General features: G+C 68.8%; 14 protein-coding genes. 8 read left to right on the top strand and 6 right to left on the bottom strand.

The genetic code is table 11. The features are described 5' to 3' along the window. The first annotated feature begins 101 nt into the window (after positions 1 to 101). Both MUG96_RS05425 and nreA read left to right on the top strand, forming a co-directional pair. Positions 102 to 1,067: a transcription initiation factor IIB gene (locus MUG96_RS05425; protein WP_246987217.1), complete on the top strand. Its 966-nt coding sequence runs from the start codon at positions 102 to 104 to the stop codon at positions 1,065 to 1,067. An 81-nt stretch (positions 1,068 to 1,148) separates the two neighbouring features. After that, on the top strand, positions 1,149 to 2,408 hold the full coding sequence (gene nreA / locus MUG96_RS05420; RefSeq protein ID WP_246987215.1) for a DNA repair protein NreA: 1,260 nt from the start codon (positions 1,149 to 1,151) through the stop codon (positions 2,406 to 2,408). 4 nt (positions 2,409 to 2,412) lie between these two features. Here the strand turns inward: nreA and MUG96_RS05415 are convergent, their stop codons facing one another. Then, a complete protein-coding gene (locus MUG96_RS05415) occupies positions 2,413 to 2,850 on the bottom strand; it encodes a DUF302 domain-containing protein (RefSeq protein WP_246987213.1) in 438 nt (145 codons plus the stop codon). Between the two features lie 108 nt (positions 2,851 to 2,958). Between MUG96_RS05415 and cmk the strand changes: the two genes are divergently transcribed. Then, positions 2,959 to 3,573, top strand: coding sequence for a (d)CMP kinase (gene cmk / locus MUG96_RS05410; RefSeq protein ID WP_373222091.1), 615 nt, complete (start codon positions 2,959 to 2,961; stop codon positions 3,571 to 3,573). A 37-nt stretch (positions 3,574 to 3,610) separates the two neighbouring features. On the opposite strand, the gene MUG96_RS05405 is transcribed toward cmk, so the two are convergent. The 5 genes from MUG96_RS05405 to MUG96_RS05385 form a co-directional block, all read right to left on the bottom strand. Further along, positions 3,611 to 3,901: a DUF5789 family protein gene (locus MUG96_RS05405; RefSeq protein ID WP_246987211.1), complete on the bottom strand. Its 291-nt coding sequence runs from the start codon at positions 3,899 to 3,901 to the stop codon at positions 3,611 to 3,613. Between the two features lie 25 nt (positions 3,902 to 3,926). Continuing rightward, positions 3,927 to 4,271, bottom strand: a complete 345-nt coding sequence (locus MUG96_RS05400; RefSeq protein ID WP_246987209.1) for a DUF7521 family protein — start codon at positions 4,269 to 4,271, stop codon at positions 3,927 to 3,929. Beyond that, positions 4,268 to 4,612: a winged helix-turn-helix domain-containing protein gene (locus MUG96_RS05395; RefSeq protein WP_246987207.1), complete on the bottom strand. Its 345-nt coding sequence runs from the start codon at positions 4,610 to 4,612 to the stop codon at positions 4,268 to 4,270. The genes MUG96_RS05400 and MUG96_RS05395 overlap by 4 nt, the downstream gene beginning before the upstream one ends. 63 nt (positions 4,613 to 4,675) lie before the next feature. Beyond that, the gene (locus MUG96_RS05390) at positions 4,676 to 5,947 is read right to left on the bottom strand and encodes a hypothetical protein (RefSeq protein ID WP_246987205.1); all 1,272 of its coding nucleotides are present in this window, start codon (positions 5,945 to 5,947) and stop codon (positions 4,676 to 4,678) included. Between the two features lie 318 nt (positions 5,948 to 6,265). Beyond that, a complete protein-coding gene (locus MUG96_RS05385; protein WP_246987203.1) occupies positions 6,266 to 7,345 on the bottom strand; it encodes a tubulin/FtsZ family protein in 1,080 nt (359 codons plus the stop codon). Positions 7,346 to 7,428: 83 nt separating this feature from the next. On the opposite strand from MUG96_RS05385, the gene MUG96_RS05380 reads away from it, so the two are divergent. The 5 genes from MUG96_RS05380 (at position 7,429) to MUG96_RS05360 (ending at position 13,704) form a co-directional block, all read left to right on the top strand. Continuing rightward, positions 7,429 to 8,217, top strand: a complete 789-nt coding sequence (locus MUG96_RS05380) for a DUF7310 family coiled-coil domain-containing protein (protein WP_246987201.1) — start codon at positions 7,429 to 7,431, stop codon at positions 8,215 to 8,217. Further along, complete coding sequence (locus tag MUG96_RS05375; protein WP_246987199.1) at positions 8,217 to 8,693, top strand: DUF7311 family protein; 477 nt, start codon at positions 8,217 to 8,219, stop codon at positions 8,691 to 8,693. Before MUG96_RS05380 ends, MUG96_RS05375 begins: the two co-directional genes overlap by 1 nt. Before the next feature lie 111 nt (positions 8,694 to 8,804). After that, positions 8,805 to 10,046 carry an RNA-guided endonuclease InsQ/TnpB family protein gene (locus MUG96_RS05370; RefSeq protein ID WP_246987197.1) on the top strand — a complete coding sequence of 414 codons (1,242 nt, stop codon included), beginning with the start codon at positions 8,805 to 8,807 and terminating at the stop codon, positions 10,044 to 10,046. A gap of 68 nt (positions 10,047 to 10,114) precedes the next feature. Next, complete coding sequence (locus MUG96_RS05365; protein ID WP_246987195.1) at positions 10,115 to 12,004, top strand: ATPase, T2SS/T4P/T4SS family; 1,890 nt, start codon at positions 10,115 to 10,117, stop codon at positions 12,002 to 12,004. Beyond that, positions 12,001 to 13,704, top strand: a complete 1,704-nt coding sequence (locus MUG96_RS05360) for a type II secretion system protein (protein ID WP_246987193.1) — start codon at positions 12,001 to 12,003, stop codon at positions 13,702 to 13,704. The genes MUG96_RS05365 and MUG96_RS05360 overlap by 4 nt, the downstream gene beginning before the upstream one ends. Positions 13,705 to 13,708: the final 4 nt, after the last annotated feature.

Raw genomic sequence — 13,708 nt, 5'->3', positions numbered from 1 at the left:
GCTCGAACCGCCGCCCGGCGTAACGTCTGACGCCTCACCGGAAACCATAAAGTATTTGTCCAAGAATTTAAGTCCGACCACGCTACTATCATAAAAGTGCGATGACACGGTCCACCCGTCAGCGGGAGCGCGAGCGCGAATCCGAGAGTGAACGAGCGGACAGCGAGGGTGTGCGCACCTGTCCGGAGTGTGAGTCCGAGGAGTTAGTGAAGGACGCGGACCGCGGGGAGTTGATCTGTGACGACTGTGGGCTCGTCGTCGAGGAGGGGAACATCGACCCGGGGCCCGAGTGGCGGGCGTTCAATCATCAGGAGCGCCAGAACAAGTCCCGCGTCGGGGCACCGACGACGAAGACGATGCACGACAAGGGGCTGACGACGACCATCGACTGGAAGGACAAGGACGCCTACGGCCGTTCGATTTCCTCGAAGAAACGCTCGCAGATGCACCGTCTGCGGAAGTGGCAGGAACGCATCCGCACGAAAGACGCCGGCGAACGCAACCTCCAGTTCGCGCTCTCGGAGATCGACCGCATGGCCTCCGCCCTGGGCGTCCCCCGTTCGGTTCGTGAGGTCGCCTCCGTCATCTACCGACGCGCCCTCAGCGAGGACCTGATCCGCGGCCGGTCCATCGAGGGCGTCGCTACCTCTGCGCTGTATGCCGCCTGCCGGAAGGAGGGGATTCCGCGCTCGCTGGAGGAGATTTCGGAGGTCTCCCGCGTCGAACGCAAGGAGATCGGCCGTACCTATCGCTACATCTCACAGGAACTCGGCCTGGAGATGGAGCCGGTCGACCCCAAGAAGTACGTCCCCCGCTTCTGTTCCGAACTCGAACTCAGCGAGGAAGTCCAGACCAAGGCCAACGAGATCATCGAGACCACCGCCGAGAAGGGGCTCCTCTCGGGGAAATCCCCGACGGGCTACGCCGCCGCCGCCATCTACGCCGCCTCCCTGCTCTGCAACGAGAAAAAGACCCAGCGGGAGGTCGCCGACGTTGCTCAGGTCACCGAGGTCACCATCCGGAACCGCTATCAGGAACAGATCGAGGCGATGGGCATCCACAGCTAGAGCCGCTGCCCGCTTTTCGTCGCTCGCGACGCGAGCGCCGCACCTGAAGATTCATACCGGCGAACGACCAACGCCCGGTAGATGCGGCTCGACGAGTTCATCGACGACTTCCAGCGCGACGAGGCCGCCGACCTCCGGCGCCTCGCCGAGGAGAAGTCCTACGCCATCACCGAGTACCTGGACGACGTGGAGCAACAGCTCGACGAGACCGTCCAGGGGGACTCGCTCTTCGGTTCCACCGCGCCCTCCATCTTCGTCGGCCGCTCGAACTACCCGAACGTCTCGACCGGGGTGCTGTCGCCGGTCGGCGGCCCCGACACCGACCCCACCGACTTCGTCACCAGCGGCGAGTGGTACCAGCAGGGCTACTCCATCGACGACGTGTTCCAGCGCCGGACGGGTCTGTTGAACTCCACGCGCTCTGCCAGCGTGGACGTGAACGACGTCTGGGACGGCTTCGTCGGCACCCAGCGCGAGGTCGCCATCGCGGACAGTCCGGTCGACGTGGAGATCGGGCTCGACGGCGAGCCGGACCTCGACGTGGACGTCGACGACATCGGCGCGCCGCGCGGGCCACGGGCCAGGGCGCGGTCGGCCGACCTCGCGGAGAACCCCTCCGTGCCCAGGGCCGTCGAGAAGACCCTCGAAGACGACGACTGGCAGGCCGAGGGCGCCATCACCTACCTCTACCGCCGCGGGTTCGACGTGTACGACATCAAGGAGATCCTCTCGGCGGGCGCGCTCGGTCGTGGCGAGAACCGCCGACTCGTCCCCACGCGCTGGTCGATCACCGCCGTCGACGACACCGTTTCCCAGTACCTCCGCGGGGGCATCCGCAACGCCCCGAGCATCGACCAGACGGAGGTCCGGCGCAACGACTACATGGGCAACGCCTACTGGATCATCATGACCCCCGGCAAGTGGGAGTTCGAGCTGGTGGAGCTGAAAGCCCCGGGGAGCATCTGGAACCCCGACCCCGACGCGGGGATGTACATGGCCGCCGACAGCGAGGGCTACGAGGGACGGACCGCCTACGTCGACGAGACCTCCGGCGCCTACTACGCCACGCGGCTCGGCGTCCTCGAACATCTCGAAGAGCGAGGCCGGCAGGCGAAGGTCCTCGTCGTCCGGCACGCCTCGCCGGAGTACTGGGCGCCCGTCGGCGTCTGGCAGATCCGCGAGGGGATACGGCACGCCTTCGACGGCGAGCACGGCGTCGCCGAGTCGTTCCACGACGCCATCCGCGACCTCGCGCCGCACTTCCCCGTCTCGCTGGCCGAGTTGCGCCGGAAATCGGGGATGGTCTCGGGTCTGCAGGCGCAGTTGAGCGACTTCTCGTGACGCCTCAGAGGTTCTCGAACGCCTCTTCGACCAGTTCGCCGGTCGTGTCGACGATGTCCTGCCAGGCCTCGTCGTCCTCGGCCATGCCGACCAGGCGCGCGACTTTCATGATCGAGAGGTGATAGACCCGCTGTCGACCGGGCTCTTCCTCCCAGACGACGACGTTACACGGCATCAGCCCGCCGAGTTGCATACACTCGTCGAGCGCCCGGTCGGCCACCTCGGGATTGCACGCACCGAGCACGTAGTACGGGTCGCGGTTCGCGTCGATCTTCTCCGCGAGCATGTCCGAAACGGAGAACTCGACCGCCACGCCGAAGCCCGCGTCCGCAAACACTTCGCGGGTGTGTTCGATCGCTTCTTCGTGGCCCATCTCCAGGACGGCCTGCTTCTCGCCGAAGTCGTCGGAGTCCAGTGTCGCCGGATCAATCGGGAGCGTCATACCCATATAGAATTGTGCGAAGGGCAAAAGCCTGCCGTCACGGTACGGGGTCGCGGTCCCGTCGGGTCCCCCCGACCTTATCCGCGCCCGCTGTCAATGCCACGCCATATGTCAGAGGCCGCGCCGAGCGAACGGACGTTGAGCGAGACGAACCTGTTCATCACGATTTCGGGGCCGCCGGGGTGTGGCGGCACCACGCTCGCGAAGGGGCTGGCCGAGACGCTCGACTGTGGCTTCGCCTCCGGCGGCGAGGTGTTCCGGGAGATCGCCGAGGACCGCGACATGAGCCTCAACCAACTGGGGGCGAAAGCAGGCGAGTCCGACGAGATCGACCGGGCGCTCGACCGCCGGCTCCAGACCATCGCGGAGAAGTGGGGGACCGCGAACAAGGCGTTCGTCCTCGAATCCCGGCTCGCGGGCTGGCTCGCCGGGAACCGCGCCGACCTCCGGATCTGGCTCGACGCCCCGGAGGAGGTCCGGGTCGAACGGACCAGCGACCGCGAGGAGGGCCGCGCCGAGATGCTCGTCCGGGAGGTCATCGAGGCCGACCGCTACGAGTCCTACTACGACATCGACATCACCGACCGGTCGATCTACGACCTCTCGATAAACACCGCTCGGTGGAGCCCCGAGGGGACGCTCGACCTCGTCCTCGCGGCTATCCGGGAGTACGACCCCGAAGTCGACGAGGGAGCGTTCCCCACGCCGGACTTGGACATCTGAGCCGCGAGGTCCGTGAAACGGTGGCCGCTGGGGACCGTCACTCGGTCGGAACCGGGCCGGTGCCGACGACCTCGCGGACCGCGTCCTCGAACTCCTGTCGCTTCTCGAAGTAGGGGATATCGACCTCGTCGAGTACGTCGCCGAGTTCGCGGGGGCCGTCCGGCGTGCGAATGACGGTGTCGCCCTCGCGGCGCCGGAGTTCGCTCTCCTCGATGCCCCACATCAGCCGGGCCGACACCTGCGCGAGCGGGACGCCCTCGACCGATTCGCCCTCGCCCAGTTCGACGGCGGGTTCCTCTTCTTCTTCGGGTTCCTCGTCCTCGGCCATGCGTGGCGCTTCTGCTCGCCGGCGATTAGTCCTTTCGAACCTGCTCGTCGGGCGCGCTCGCGGCCAACTGCATCGAGTAGGCGATAGAGAGCAGGCCGGCGAGCTGGAGGAGCCGGACGCCGAGCCGGAAGGCGTCGCGGTATCGCAGGGGGAGGACGCGGGCGGTGATCAGTCCCTGACCGGCCAGCGCGACGACGTACGTGACGCCGAACACGAGGATGAGGCCGGCCGAGAGGTACCACATCGCCCGGCTGTCGTTGCGTCGCAGGCCGCGGTAGGCGTGATACGCGATGAACAGGCCAACGAGGGCCGTGCCGGCGGCCGCGAGGGTCGCCGCAAGCTGGATGGGATTGAATCCGGCGACCCTCATAGGTTCTCCCAGAGCGCGGTGAGGCCGTCGGCGAGGTCGCCGCGCACGCGGTCGACCTCGACGTGCAGTTCGCCGTCCCGCAGCCGGACCTCGACACTGTCGAGTGTCGCGTAGTAGACGGTGTCGTGGTGGCCGTCGGCTCGCGGACGGGTACGCTCGCCGAGCAGGCCGGCGTCGACGAGACGCTCGGTGCGACGGTAGACGGTCGAGCGCGAGGCGTCGCAGCGCTCGCTCAGTCGGTTCGCGGTCATGGGTTCGATGCTCGTGGCCGTGAGGATTTCGCGGGCGTACGCGTCGTCGAGGAGTTCGGCGACGGTCTCGAGGTCGGGGTCGTCACTCACACTCCCCTCCGATCCGTCGCGCCCGTCGGCGGGGCAGTGCCCCGCGAATCGCTGGCTGTGCTCTCATGCATCTTCCTCCGCCGGGTCGTAGGAGAACAGCGTCATCGACGAGTCGCCGTCCGGACTCGTGTAGACGACCCGCAACGGAAGTCCACCCGAGTCCTCGACCTGAACCGTCACGCTGTCGCCCGGCTCGAACCGGTCGAACTTGGCGAACGGCGTCGCCTCAGGTGCGACGTTCCCGATCGACAGCCGCGCCGCGTCCGCCGTCTCGCCGGCCTCGTGGCGGACCGTGACCTGCTGGCTCGTGCGGTCGTACTCGACGCCCCACGTGATCTGCGGGTGGCCGTCGCCGCGCCCGCTCGAGTCGACCGTCCGCGCGGGCCGGCGGAGTTCGACCCTCGCGAACCGCCCGTCGGTCTCGATGTCGATCAGCGAGGATTCGACGGCGCGTCGCTGACCCCGGAGCGAGTCCTTGATCGCCCGCTCGGGCGCCTGAGTCCCCTCGGGAAAGACCAGGTCGTAGACGAAGTAGACCGCCTCGTCGTCGAAGTCCCACGAGATCGAGCTCGTGGCCAGCGAGTCCAGTTCGGGGCCGTCCGACCCGGCGACCCCGCCGAACGGGGACACGCCTAGCCAGTTCCCGGGTCGACTCGCCGCTCGTTCGACCAGCGTGGCGAACGCGGGTTCGGCCTCGGTCTGGCGGGGCACTCGTCCCTCGCCGGCGTCGATGGTCGTCTCGACGCGCCGGCGGGCTGTGTCGGGTTCGTCAGTGCCGCTCTGTGCGTAGACCAGGACGCTATCGTCGACCGCGACGCTCCGCGGGAGGTCGTCGCGGCCGTAGGTCGCCCAGCCCCGGTACCCGCCACGTTCCTCGTAGCCGGTTCCGTCGACCGCGTCGGCGACAGTCGTCCGGTCGAAGCCACCGACAGCGATGGTGACCGACGACGAGAGGGCCGTGACTGCACGCTCGTAGGTCCGGTAGCCGACACCGAAGTGGTCGAGACGCCCGGTCGTGATGCCCACCGGCAGGGAGGCGGCGCCGAACGGCGACTCGGTGAGCCGTGCCGGCTGTGCGTGCCAGACGTGGTCGACCCCGTCGTCCTCGTCGGCGTCGTCACTCGTCGGGCTCGCCGCGGCAGCGGGCACCCACCGGGTGTAGCCGTCAGCGGTCGGTTGCGGGGCGTCGATGCGGCCGAAGTTCAACTGGCCACTGAGCGGGGGGATACCCGACTGACAGCCAGCGAGTGCGGTCGTCAGTCCGACGGTGAGCGTCGCACCGCCGGTCTTGAGAAAGCGGCGGCGGCCGTGGTCGAGAGCGTCGGAGGGCGGCATCGGTACCCCGCAGGTTCTCACCACGCCCACTTAATACCGGAATCCGGCTCGCCCCGCCGAGCGAACCGTCGAAGGAGTTATATACGGAAGACGAACGCGCAGTCGGGCGAGTCGAATGCGGTCGTTGTAGTGGTGCGGTGGCGGTGCTGGAGTGTATTGTACCGGACGCGAACGGAGTGAGCGTCCGGCCTTTTTCGCCACCGGAAGACTCACTGCGTTCGTCTTCCGAGCACCCGCTCGTTCCCTGCGGTCACTCGCGGGAACCACGTTTTTGCGGCGAGCGGTGCGCTTCGCGCACCCGAGCCGCAAAAAGGTGGGTTAGAAGAGATCGTCGAGTTCGTCGTTCTCGAAGGTCTGTGCGGCGTCCCGGGTCCCCTCCTCTCGGCTCTCCTGTGCTTCGCGGGCGCGTTCGAGGAAGTCGTCGAGGCGCTGTGAGCGCTCGGCACCGCCCAGCAGGACGAGCGTGGCGATCCGCTCGGAGCCGAGCGGGAAGTCGCCGCCGCGGACCTCCAGCGAGCCCGTCTCCTCTTCGAGCCACTTCCGGGCGCGTTCGACGCCTTTGCGGGCGATACGGTCGGGATGGCCGGCGACGATGAGGAGGGCAGCGTCGGCCTTGACGGCGTTGGGGAGGGAGGTGCCGGTAAGCAAGGCGTTGCGGACGGTGGAGGTGATGACGTTGATGTTCTCGCCGGCGTCCTCGTCGGCCTCGGCGGAGGCGTAGCCGAGCGAGGCGATGCCGCCGGATTTGAGCGTGTTGATGATCTCCGAGGAGTCGACGACGGACTCGCCGACGCCCTCGATGACCTCGCCGGCGGCGAGCAGCAGGCCGACGCGCTCGGCGATCCGTGAGTTGATCGTGTCGAAGCCCTCTTCGACGCTCTCGCCGGAGGAGTGCCAGGCGTCGTTGTCGATCATGAGGACGGAGTCGGACTCACGGACGAACGTCTTGAGCGAGCGGCCGGCGTTGGCCTGGTAGATGCCGCCCTCGTTGCGGCCGGGGAGGACCCCGATGCCGTAGATGGGCATCTCGTAGATGCGCTGAAGTTTGCGGGTGAGCATCGGTGCGCCGCCGGAGCCGGTGCCGCCACCGAGGCCGGCGATGACGAACACGGCGTCGGCCTCGCTGGTGACGCGGCCGTCGAGTTCGTCCATCACCTCCGTCGCCTCGTCTTTCATGATCTCCGCGCCGAGTTCGTTGTCGCCGCCGACGCCGTGGCCTTTCACGCGGTCCTGGCCGATGAGCATCGTGTCGATCTCCAGGTTCTGGAGGTCGGCACGGGCGGTGTTGACGGCGAACGCGCCCTGGACGGCGCCGAACCCGCGTTCGTAGTCGAACTCGGCCAAGGCCTGCGTGATCTTCCCGCCGGCTTGACCGACACCAATCAGGACGACCTTCATACCTCGACTGTTGTGATACCGACTATTCAACGTTGGGTGCTTTCGGCCGAAAGTTGAAATGGGAGACCGGGACCATCGCCGCTATGACGAACGGCCAGCACGACGACCGGCTCGAACTCGACGAACTCGACGAGCGGCTCACGGCCGTCGAGCGCGCGCTCACCGACGGCGACGGGGAGCCCGCGGCGTTCGGGGACGCGGACCGCACGGCGCTCGCGGACCTCCGGGAGCGACTGGACGACCTCGAAGCGCAGGTGGCGGACCTCGACGCGGCGACGCAGGCGCTCCGTGGTTACGTCGGAAACGTCCGGAGCGTCGACCGCGACATCGAGCGCCGCGCCGACGCCGCGCTGGCGAAGGTCGAATCCCTCGAAGCGGAACTCGACGGCGAGACGGGTGGGAACGGCGACGAACGCCCGCAGGGGACGACGAAGGAGTCGGCCGTCCACGACTCGGCCGAGGCCAGCCACCCCGCCGACCCTCACACCCGTGACGGGTCGCTGGCGGACGTGGACGGTGACAGGACCCCCGACACCGTCACCTCACAGCCCGACCGCTGTGAACGCTGTGGAGCGGCCCGCAACGATGGGGCGAGCGAGCCACGGAACCCCCACGGCGGACGGTCCCGGCGCGACGGTTCCCAGGCGGGCGCGGAAACCGAGGCCCACGACCCGAATCGAGGGACGCGAGCGGTGGCCGGCGGCGAGCACCACCGACGGGACCGACCGACGGCCGGCGGCGGACGGAGCGAGTGCGGTGAACGGGCAGAAACCGCCAGCGGTGGCCGACGCAGCCGGGACGGCGGACCGACGCCGGAAAGCGAGACGGACGACGACAGTGGGCTGTTCGCCAGCCTCCGCGAGTCGCTGTAATGCTGCGGGCGGTCGTGGCGGTCGTCCTCGCCGCGGCGCTGCTCGCGACGACGCTCCCCGCCGTCGAGACGGCCAAGCACCAGCGGACGGAGACCCAGGTCGCGGGCGAACTCGACCGGCTCGAATCCGCAGTCGCTGACCTCCGCGCGCGCGACCAGGCAACCGTCGAGCCGGGAGCACGCCGCGTCGTCACCGTTCACATCCCCCACCGCGACTGGATCCACGCCGGCGTCTCGTACGTCGCGCTCGGCGGCCGCCCGGTGGACGCGCGCGGCGACCGGAACGGGACGACCTTCGCCTGGCGGATCGACGGCGCGGACGAGCGCACGAACCAAATCACGGGCGTGCGCGTCGAGGCGGCGGGGACGGCAGGTGATCGACCGCTCGTCCTGCGGGAGCCGGGCACCCACCGCATCGCGGTCGAATTGGCGTGGCGCGACGGCGAGCGGAGAATCCTCGTCAGCCGCGTCGGCTGAGGTTTATACTGGTCAGCGAGGCGAATACCCCGACCCACCGTGGTCGGGGATGAAGCTGACAACTCGTGATACAAACCATTAAGTGAACACATTTCTAATCAGGAGACAGCGATGGAATACAGTCACCGCTACCGCGCTTACCCGACAGGAGAGGTAGCGGAGCGACTGGAACACCATCTCGACGTTCATCGCCAACTGTACAACCACGTCCGCTGGCACTACGAACAAGCCCCGGAGGACGACAAACCGTCCGAGTACGGCCAGAACAACAAACTCCCCGAGTGGAAACGCAAGTGGCCGGTGTTCGGTGAATTGCACTCGAAAGCCGCACAAGCCACCGTGGCACGCTTCCACCGTAACCTCTCAAACCTTCGCAAGAAGAAAGAGAAAGGGTACACTGTTGGTCGGCTCAAACGACAAACACCCACCGGATACCGAAGCGTGACGTACAGCCAGTCTGGTTTCGACCTCGATGAAAAGATGGGCCACGACAAGTACGCCTACGTCCGCTTCAGCAAGATTGGGTGGGTGAAAATCCGGTATTCGCGTCCGATTCCCGACAACGCCACCATCAAAGAAGTCACGGTCAAGAAAGAGACGACCGGCGAATGGTTCGTCTCCTTCGGTCTGGAAACCAACGATGCCGACTTTCCCGAGAAACCTAACGTGGACACGCTTGACACGAGCAACAGCGTCGGTATTGACCTCGGTATTCTCAACTACATCCACACCAGCGACGGCAAGACTGTGGACTGGCTTGGCCTCGAAGACGAGTACGACCGACTCCGACGAGAACAGCGGAAGTTGTCGCGGAAACAGAAGGGGTCGAACAACTACGAGAAGCAACGCCAGAAGGTCGCCAAGGTCAAACGCCACATCAAGCGGAAAGTGCTGGACTACCAGCACAAGATAACGACGTGGCTCGTCCGCGAGTACGATGCCGTGTTCGTGGAAGACCTGAACGTCCAGAGTATGCTTCAGAGTGACGGAAACGCTCGGAACAAGCAGGATGGGGCGTGGCGACAGTTCATCACTCTGCTCGAATACAAAGCCGACCTGCACGGAACGCACGTCGTGCAGGTCGAAGCACGAGGGACGACGAAAGAGTGCGCGTCGTGTGGTGTGGAGACAGCGAAACCCGTTTGGGTCAGGGAACACGCCTGCCCGGCGTGTGGGTTTGAAACGGATAGGGATGCGAATGCGGCGATGAACGTCCTGAAACGTGGGTTCTCTGAATTAGGGCTGGGATGGCCCGAATCAACGCCTGTGGAGACTGTGACCGCTACGGACACGGCTCAGTTTGAGTCTGTGTCTGCAAGTCGCGTCATCGAAACAGGAAGCCTGCCCTCGTAAGAGCAGGATTCCCCGCGCCACCGTGCGCGGGGTAACATTCAAACCGGAAGCCGGGACCAGCCGCGCCCATGCGAGGGTTACTGGACCGCGTGACTGACGACGCCGACGACGGGTGTCGGTGCGTGACCGCCGTCGACGGGGACCGACTGACCGTCGACGCGACCGACTGTCCGGGCGACGGTCGGCTGTCGACCGCACCGGACTGTCGCGCGACGGTGATCGAACGGCTCGAATCGCGAGGCGTGGACGCGATATCGACGCGGGCCTCGGGAACGGAACGGGTGTACGAGGACGACGCGGCGGCGTTGCTCGTGGCGGCGGGACGGTTCGCCGATGCGGCAGGGTTTCACGACGACCGGCTGGCTGCCCGGGCGCGGACGGACCCGCTCGGCGCCGCCCGGGAGGCGACCGGCAGGGCCGGACCGGTCGCGCGGATCGCAGCCGAGACGGGGCTCGCGGCGCTGGCCGAGCGTGCCGCGGGGTACGAAGACGGGCTCAGGCCGTACGTCGGGCCGACGATCAGCCGGTCGCGGGTGGCCGTCCGCCCCCCGGCGGACGCACGATTCGAGGAGCGCCGCGACCTCGACACCGGTGCGGTGGTCCGTCGGTACACGCAGCCAGCGACCGAGCGGGCGACCTACCACGTCGAGCCGGTCGAACACGACCTCGACCCGGCGGCGACGGCGACGCTGATGGCGGCCTACGACCGGCTCGCGAGCGGCGCGGTCTCGGGCGGGGACCGCGCCCCGGGCCGGGCAGTACGTCGGGTCGCGGACGACGGGACGGACGTGGCGAAGCTCGCCGCCGTGTTGCGGAAGCACACGCACGGGCACGGCGTCCTGACGGACCTGTTCGCCGACGAGCGCGTCTCCGATGCCTTCGCGACGGCACCGACGACCGACAACACGCTCCGGGTCAGGGTCGACGGCGAGACCATGCTGACCAACGTCAGGCTGACCGAGCGCGGCGTCGAGGCGCTGGCCTCTCGGTTCCGCCGGGAGAGCGGCCGGGCCTTCTCGCGGGCGAGCCCGACGCTCGACGCCGCGGCGACCGTCGGCGACCGCAGAATCAGGGTCGCGGGCGTCACGGAGCCCGTCAGCGACGGGGTCGCCTTCGCCTTCCGTGCCCACGAGCGGGAGGCCTGGACGCTGCCCGCGCTCGTCGCGAACGGGACCCTGCCGGCCGACGCCGCCGCACTGCTCTCGTTGTCGGTCGAGCGCGCCGCGGCAACGCTCGTCGCCGGGACCCGTGGCGCGGGCAAAACGACGCTTCTCGGCGCGCTACTGTGGGAACTGCCGGCCGCGACCCGGACGGTCGTCATCGAGGACACGCCCGAACTACCCGTCGGGCGCCTCCAGGCCGCCGACCGGGACGTGCAGGCGCTCCGCACGGCCGACGACCCCGCCGGCGCCGGGATCGATCCGGCGTCGGCACTCCGAACCGCGCTCCGACTTGGCGAGGGGGCGCTCGTCGTCGGCGAGGTCCGCGGCGAGGAGGCCGCCGTCCTCTACGAGGCGATGCGGGTCGGCGCGAGCGGGAGCGCCGTTCTGGGGACGATCCACGGCGACGGCGGCGCGGCCGTTCGCGAGCGCGTGGTCGCGGATCTCGGCGTCCCGGAGTCCTCGTTCGGCGCGACCGACCTGCTCGTCACGTGTGAACCCTACCACGGCGAGAGCGGGCGCCGCGTGAAATCGATTCAGGAAGTCGTCGTCGGCGAGGACGGCGTCCGCTTCGAGCCGCTGTACGGCTTGACGGACGGCGACCTCGTCGCGACGGGGCGGATCGACCGCGGGAACAGCAGGCTGGTCGATGAGATGCGGCGGTCCGAAGAGGAATATGCGGACCTCAGGCGAGAGCTCGCGGACCGGACCGAGTGGCTCGCGGACCTGGTGGCTGGGGGCCGGACCGACGCAGGGTCCCACTGCGAGGCACACGCCCGCCGGCGGGAGCGGGCATGATCGAGCGCACGCTCTGCGGTCTCGCACGGCTCTACCCCTGGGCTGTGGACACGAGCGACGACCTCGACCGGGCACTTGGTTTCCTCGGGGCCGACCTCGAACCGCAGACGGTCGTGCGGGCCGGCTACGGTGCGGCGCTGGCCTGCCTCCCCGTCGTCGTGGTTGCGGTCACGCTGGCACCACCCGGGATGGGGGCGGTACTCGGCGTCGTCGGCCTCGTCGGGATTGCGTCGGTCACGCACGCTATCCACACGGGGCCGCGAGTGCTCGCGACGGCGCGGCGCACGCGCGCGCTCGGGGCGGCCCCCGCGCTGGTCAGTCGGGCGGTCCTCCGGATGCGAATCACGCCGGCGGTCGAGACGGCGGCGACGTTCGCGGCCGACACCGGCGACGGGCCGCTGGCCGACAGCCTCCGCGACCACGTCCGCCGCGCGGCCGGGACACCTCGCTCCGGGCTCTCGTCGTTCACCGAGGAGTGGCGGGAGTGGTTCCCCGCGGTCCGTCGGTCGCTGTTGCTCGTCGAGGCCGCCGGGACCGCACCGGCCGGGGAGCGCGAGCGGACGCTCGACCGGGGGCTCGACGCCGTCCTCGACGGGGCACGCGACCGGATGGCCGAGTTCGCCAACTCGCTGCAGGGGCCCTCGACAGCGCTGTACGCCTTCGGCGTCCTCCTGCCGCTGGCCCTGGTCGCGCTCCTGCCCGCGGCGCGTGCAGCGGGCGTCGCCGTGCCGCTTCCCGTCGTCGTCCTGTTGTACGACCTGCTACTGCCGGGCGTGATTCTCGCCGCGAGCGTCTGGTTGCTGGTCCGTCGCCCCGTCACGTTCCCGCCACCGACGGTGCGGCGCGACCACCCGGCCGTGCCGGACCGGTGGTGGGCGCCCTACGTCGGCGGCCTACTCGTGGCGGTCACCGGGGCCGTCCTCGCGTCGCGGTTCGTCGCACCCTGGACCGGGCCGCTCGTCGCGGTCGGCGGCTTCGCCGGGACGGCCTTCCTCGGCCGCTATCGGCCGATCAAGACGGTCCGTGACCGTGTCCGCGCCGTCGAGAGGGGGCTGGCCGACGCGCTCTATCACGTCGGCCGCCGCGTCTCGGAGGGACGTGCCGTCGAGGTTGCCATCGAGTCCGCCGCCGACGAGGTCACCGACGCGACCGCCGAGGTGCTGGCCGACGCCGCACATCAGCAACGACAGCTGAAAGTCGGCGTCTACGAGGCGTTCCTCGGCGAGCACGGGGCGCTCGCCGCCGTTCCGAGTACGCGCGCCCGAAGTACCGCCACGTTGCTCGCCCTGGCCGCACGCGAGGGGCGACCCGCCGGCGGCGCCATCGTCGCGATGGCGGACCATCTCGACGGCCTCGGCGAGGTCGAGCGCGAGGCACGCCACGAGATACGGATGGTCACGAGCACGCTCGCGAACACGGCCAGCGTCTTCGCGCCGATGGTCGCCGGCGCGACGGTCGCGCTGGCCGACGGGATGGAGTTCGCGGGCGAACTGGCGGCGTCAGGCGGTCCCGGCACCGGCGAACTCGGCCTCGCGGTCGGCGCGTACGTCCTCGTCCTCGCGGTCCTGCTATCGACGCTCTCGACGGGGCTCGCGCGCGGCCTCGACCGGGCGCTGGTCGGCTACCGCGTCGGCTGGACGCTCCTGGCCGCAACGACGACGTACGTCGCGACCTTCCACGCCGTCGGCCTCTTCGTCTGAAAGT

This window comes from Halorientalis marina, from assembly GCF_023028345.1.
GTDB lineage: Archaea > Halobacteriota > Halobacteria > Halobacteriales > Haloarculaceae > Halorientalis > Halorientalis marina.
The sequence above is the reverse complement of the archived record's forward strand: the minus strand, read 5'-3'. Positions and strand labels throughout refer to the sequence as shown.

Bases quoted from the DNA above. Each gene is read 5' to 3' on its own strand.
- MUG96_RS05425 (WP_246987217.1), top strand. From the start codon at position 102: ATGACACGGTCCACCCGTCAGCGGGAGCGCGAGCGCGAATCCGAGAGT.
- nreA (WP_246987215.1), top strand. From the start codon at position 1,149: ATGCGGCTCGACGAGTTCATCGACGACTTCCAGCGCGACGAGGCCGCC.
- MUG96_RS05415 (WP_246987213.1), bottom strand. From the start codon at position 2,850: ATGACGCTCCCGATTGATCCGGCGACACTGGACTCCGACGACTTCGGC.
- cmk (WP_373222091.1), top strand. From the start codon at position 2,959: ATGTCAGAGGCCGCGCCGAGCGAACGGACGTTGAGCGAGACGAACCTG.
- MUG96_RS05405 (WP_246987211.1), bottom strand. From the start codon at position 3,901: ATGGCCGAGGACGAGGAACCCGAAGAAGAAGAGGAACCCGCCGTCGAA.
- MUG96_RS05400 (WP_246987209.1), bottom strand. From the start codon at position 4,271: ATGAGGGTCGCCGGATTCAATCCCATCCAGCTTGCGGCGACCCTCGCG.
- MUG96_RS05390 (WP_246987205.1), bottom strand. From the start codon at position 5,947: ATGCCGCCCTCCGACGCTCTCGACCACGGCCGCCGCCGCTTTCTCAAG.
- MUG96_RS05385 (WP_246987203.1), bottom strand. From the start codon at position 7,345: ATGAAGGTCGTCCTGATTGGTGTCGGTCAAGCCGGCGGGAAGATCACG.
- MUG96_RS05380 (WP_246987201.1), top strand. From the start codon at position 7,429: ATGACGAACGGCCAGCACGACGACCGGCTCGAACTCGACGAACTCGAC.
- MUG96_RS05375 (WP_246987199.1), top strand. From the start codon at position 8,217: ATGCTGCGGGCGGTCGTGGCGGTCGTCCTCGCCGCGGCGCTGCTCGCG.
- MUG96_RS05370 (WP_246987197.1), top strand. From the start codon at position 8,805: ATGGAATACAGTCACCGCTACCGCGCTTACCCGACAGGAGAGGTAGCG.
- MUG96_RS05365 (WP_246987195.1), top strand. From the start codon at position 10,115: ATGCGAGGGTTACTGGACCGCGTGACTGACGACGCCGACGACGGGTGT.
- MUG96_RS05360 (WP_246987193.1), top strand. From the start codon at position 12,001: ATGATCGAGCGCACGCTCTGCGGTCTCGCACGGCTCTACCCCTGGGCT.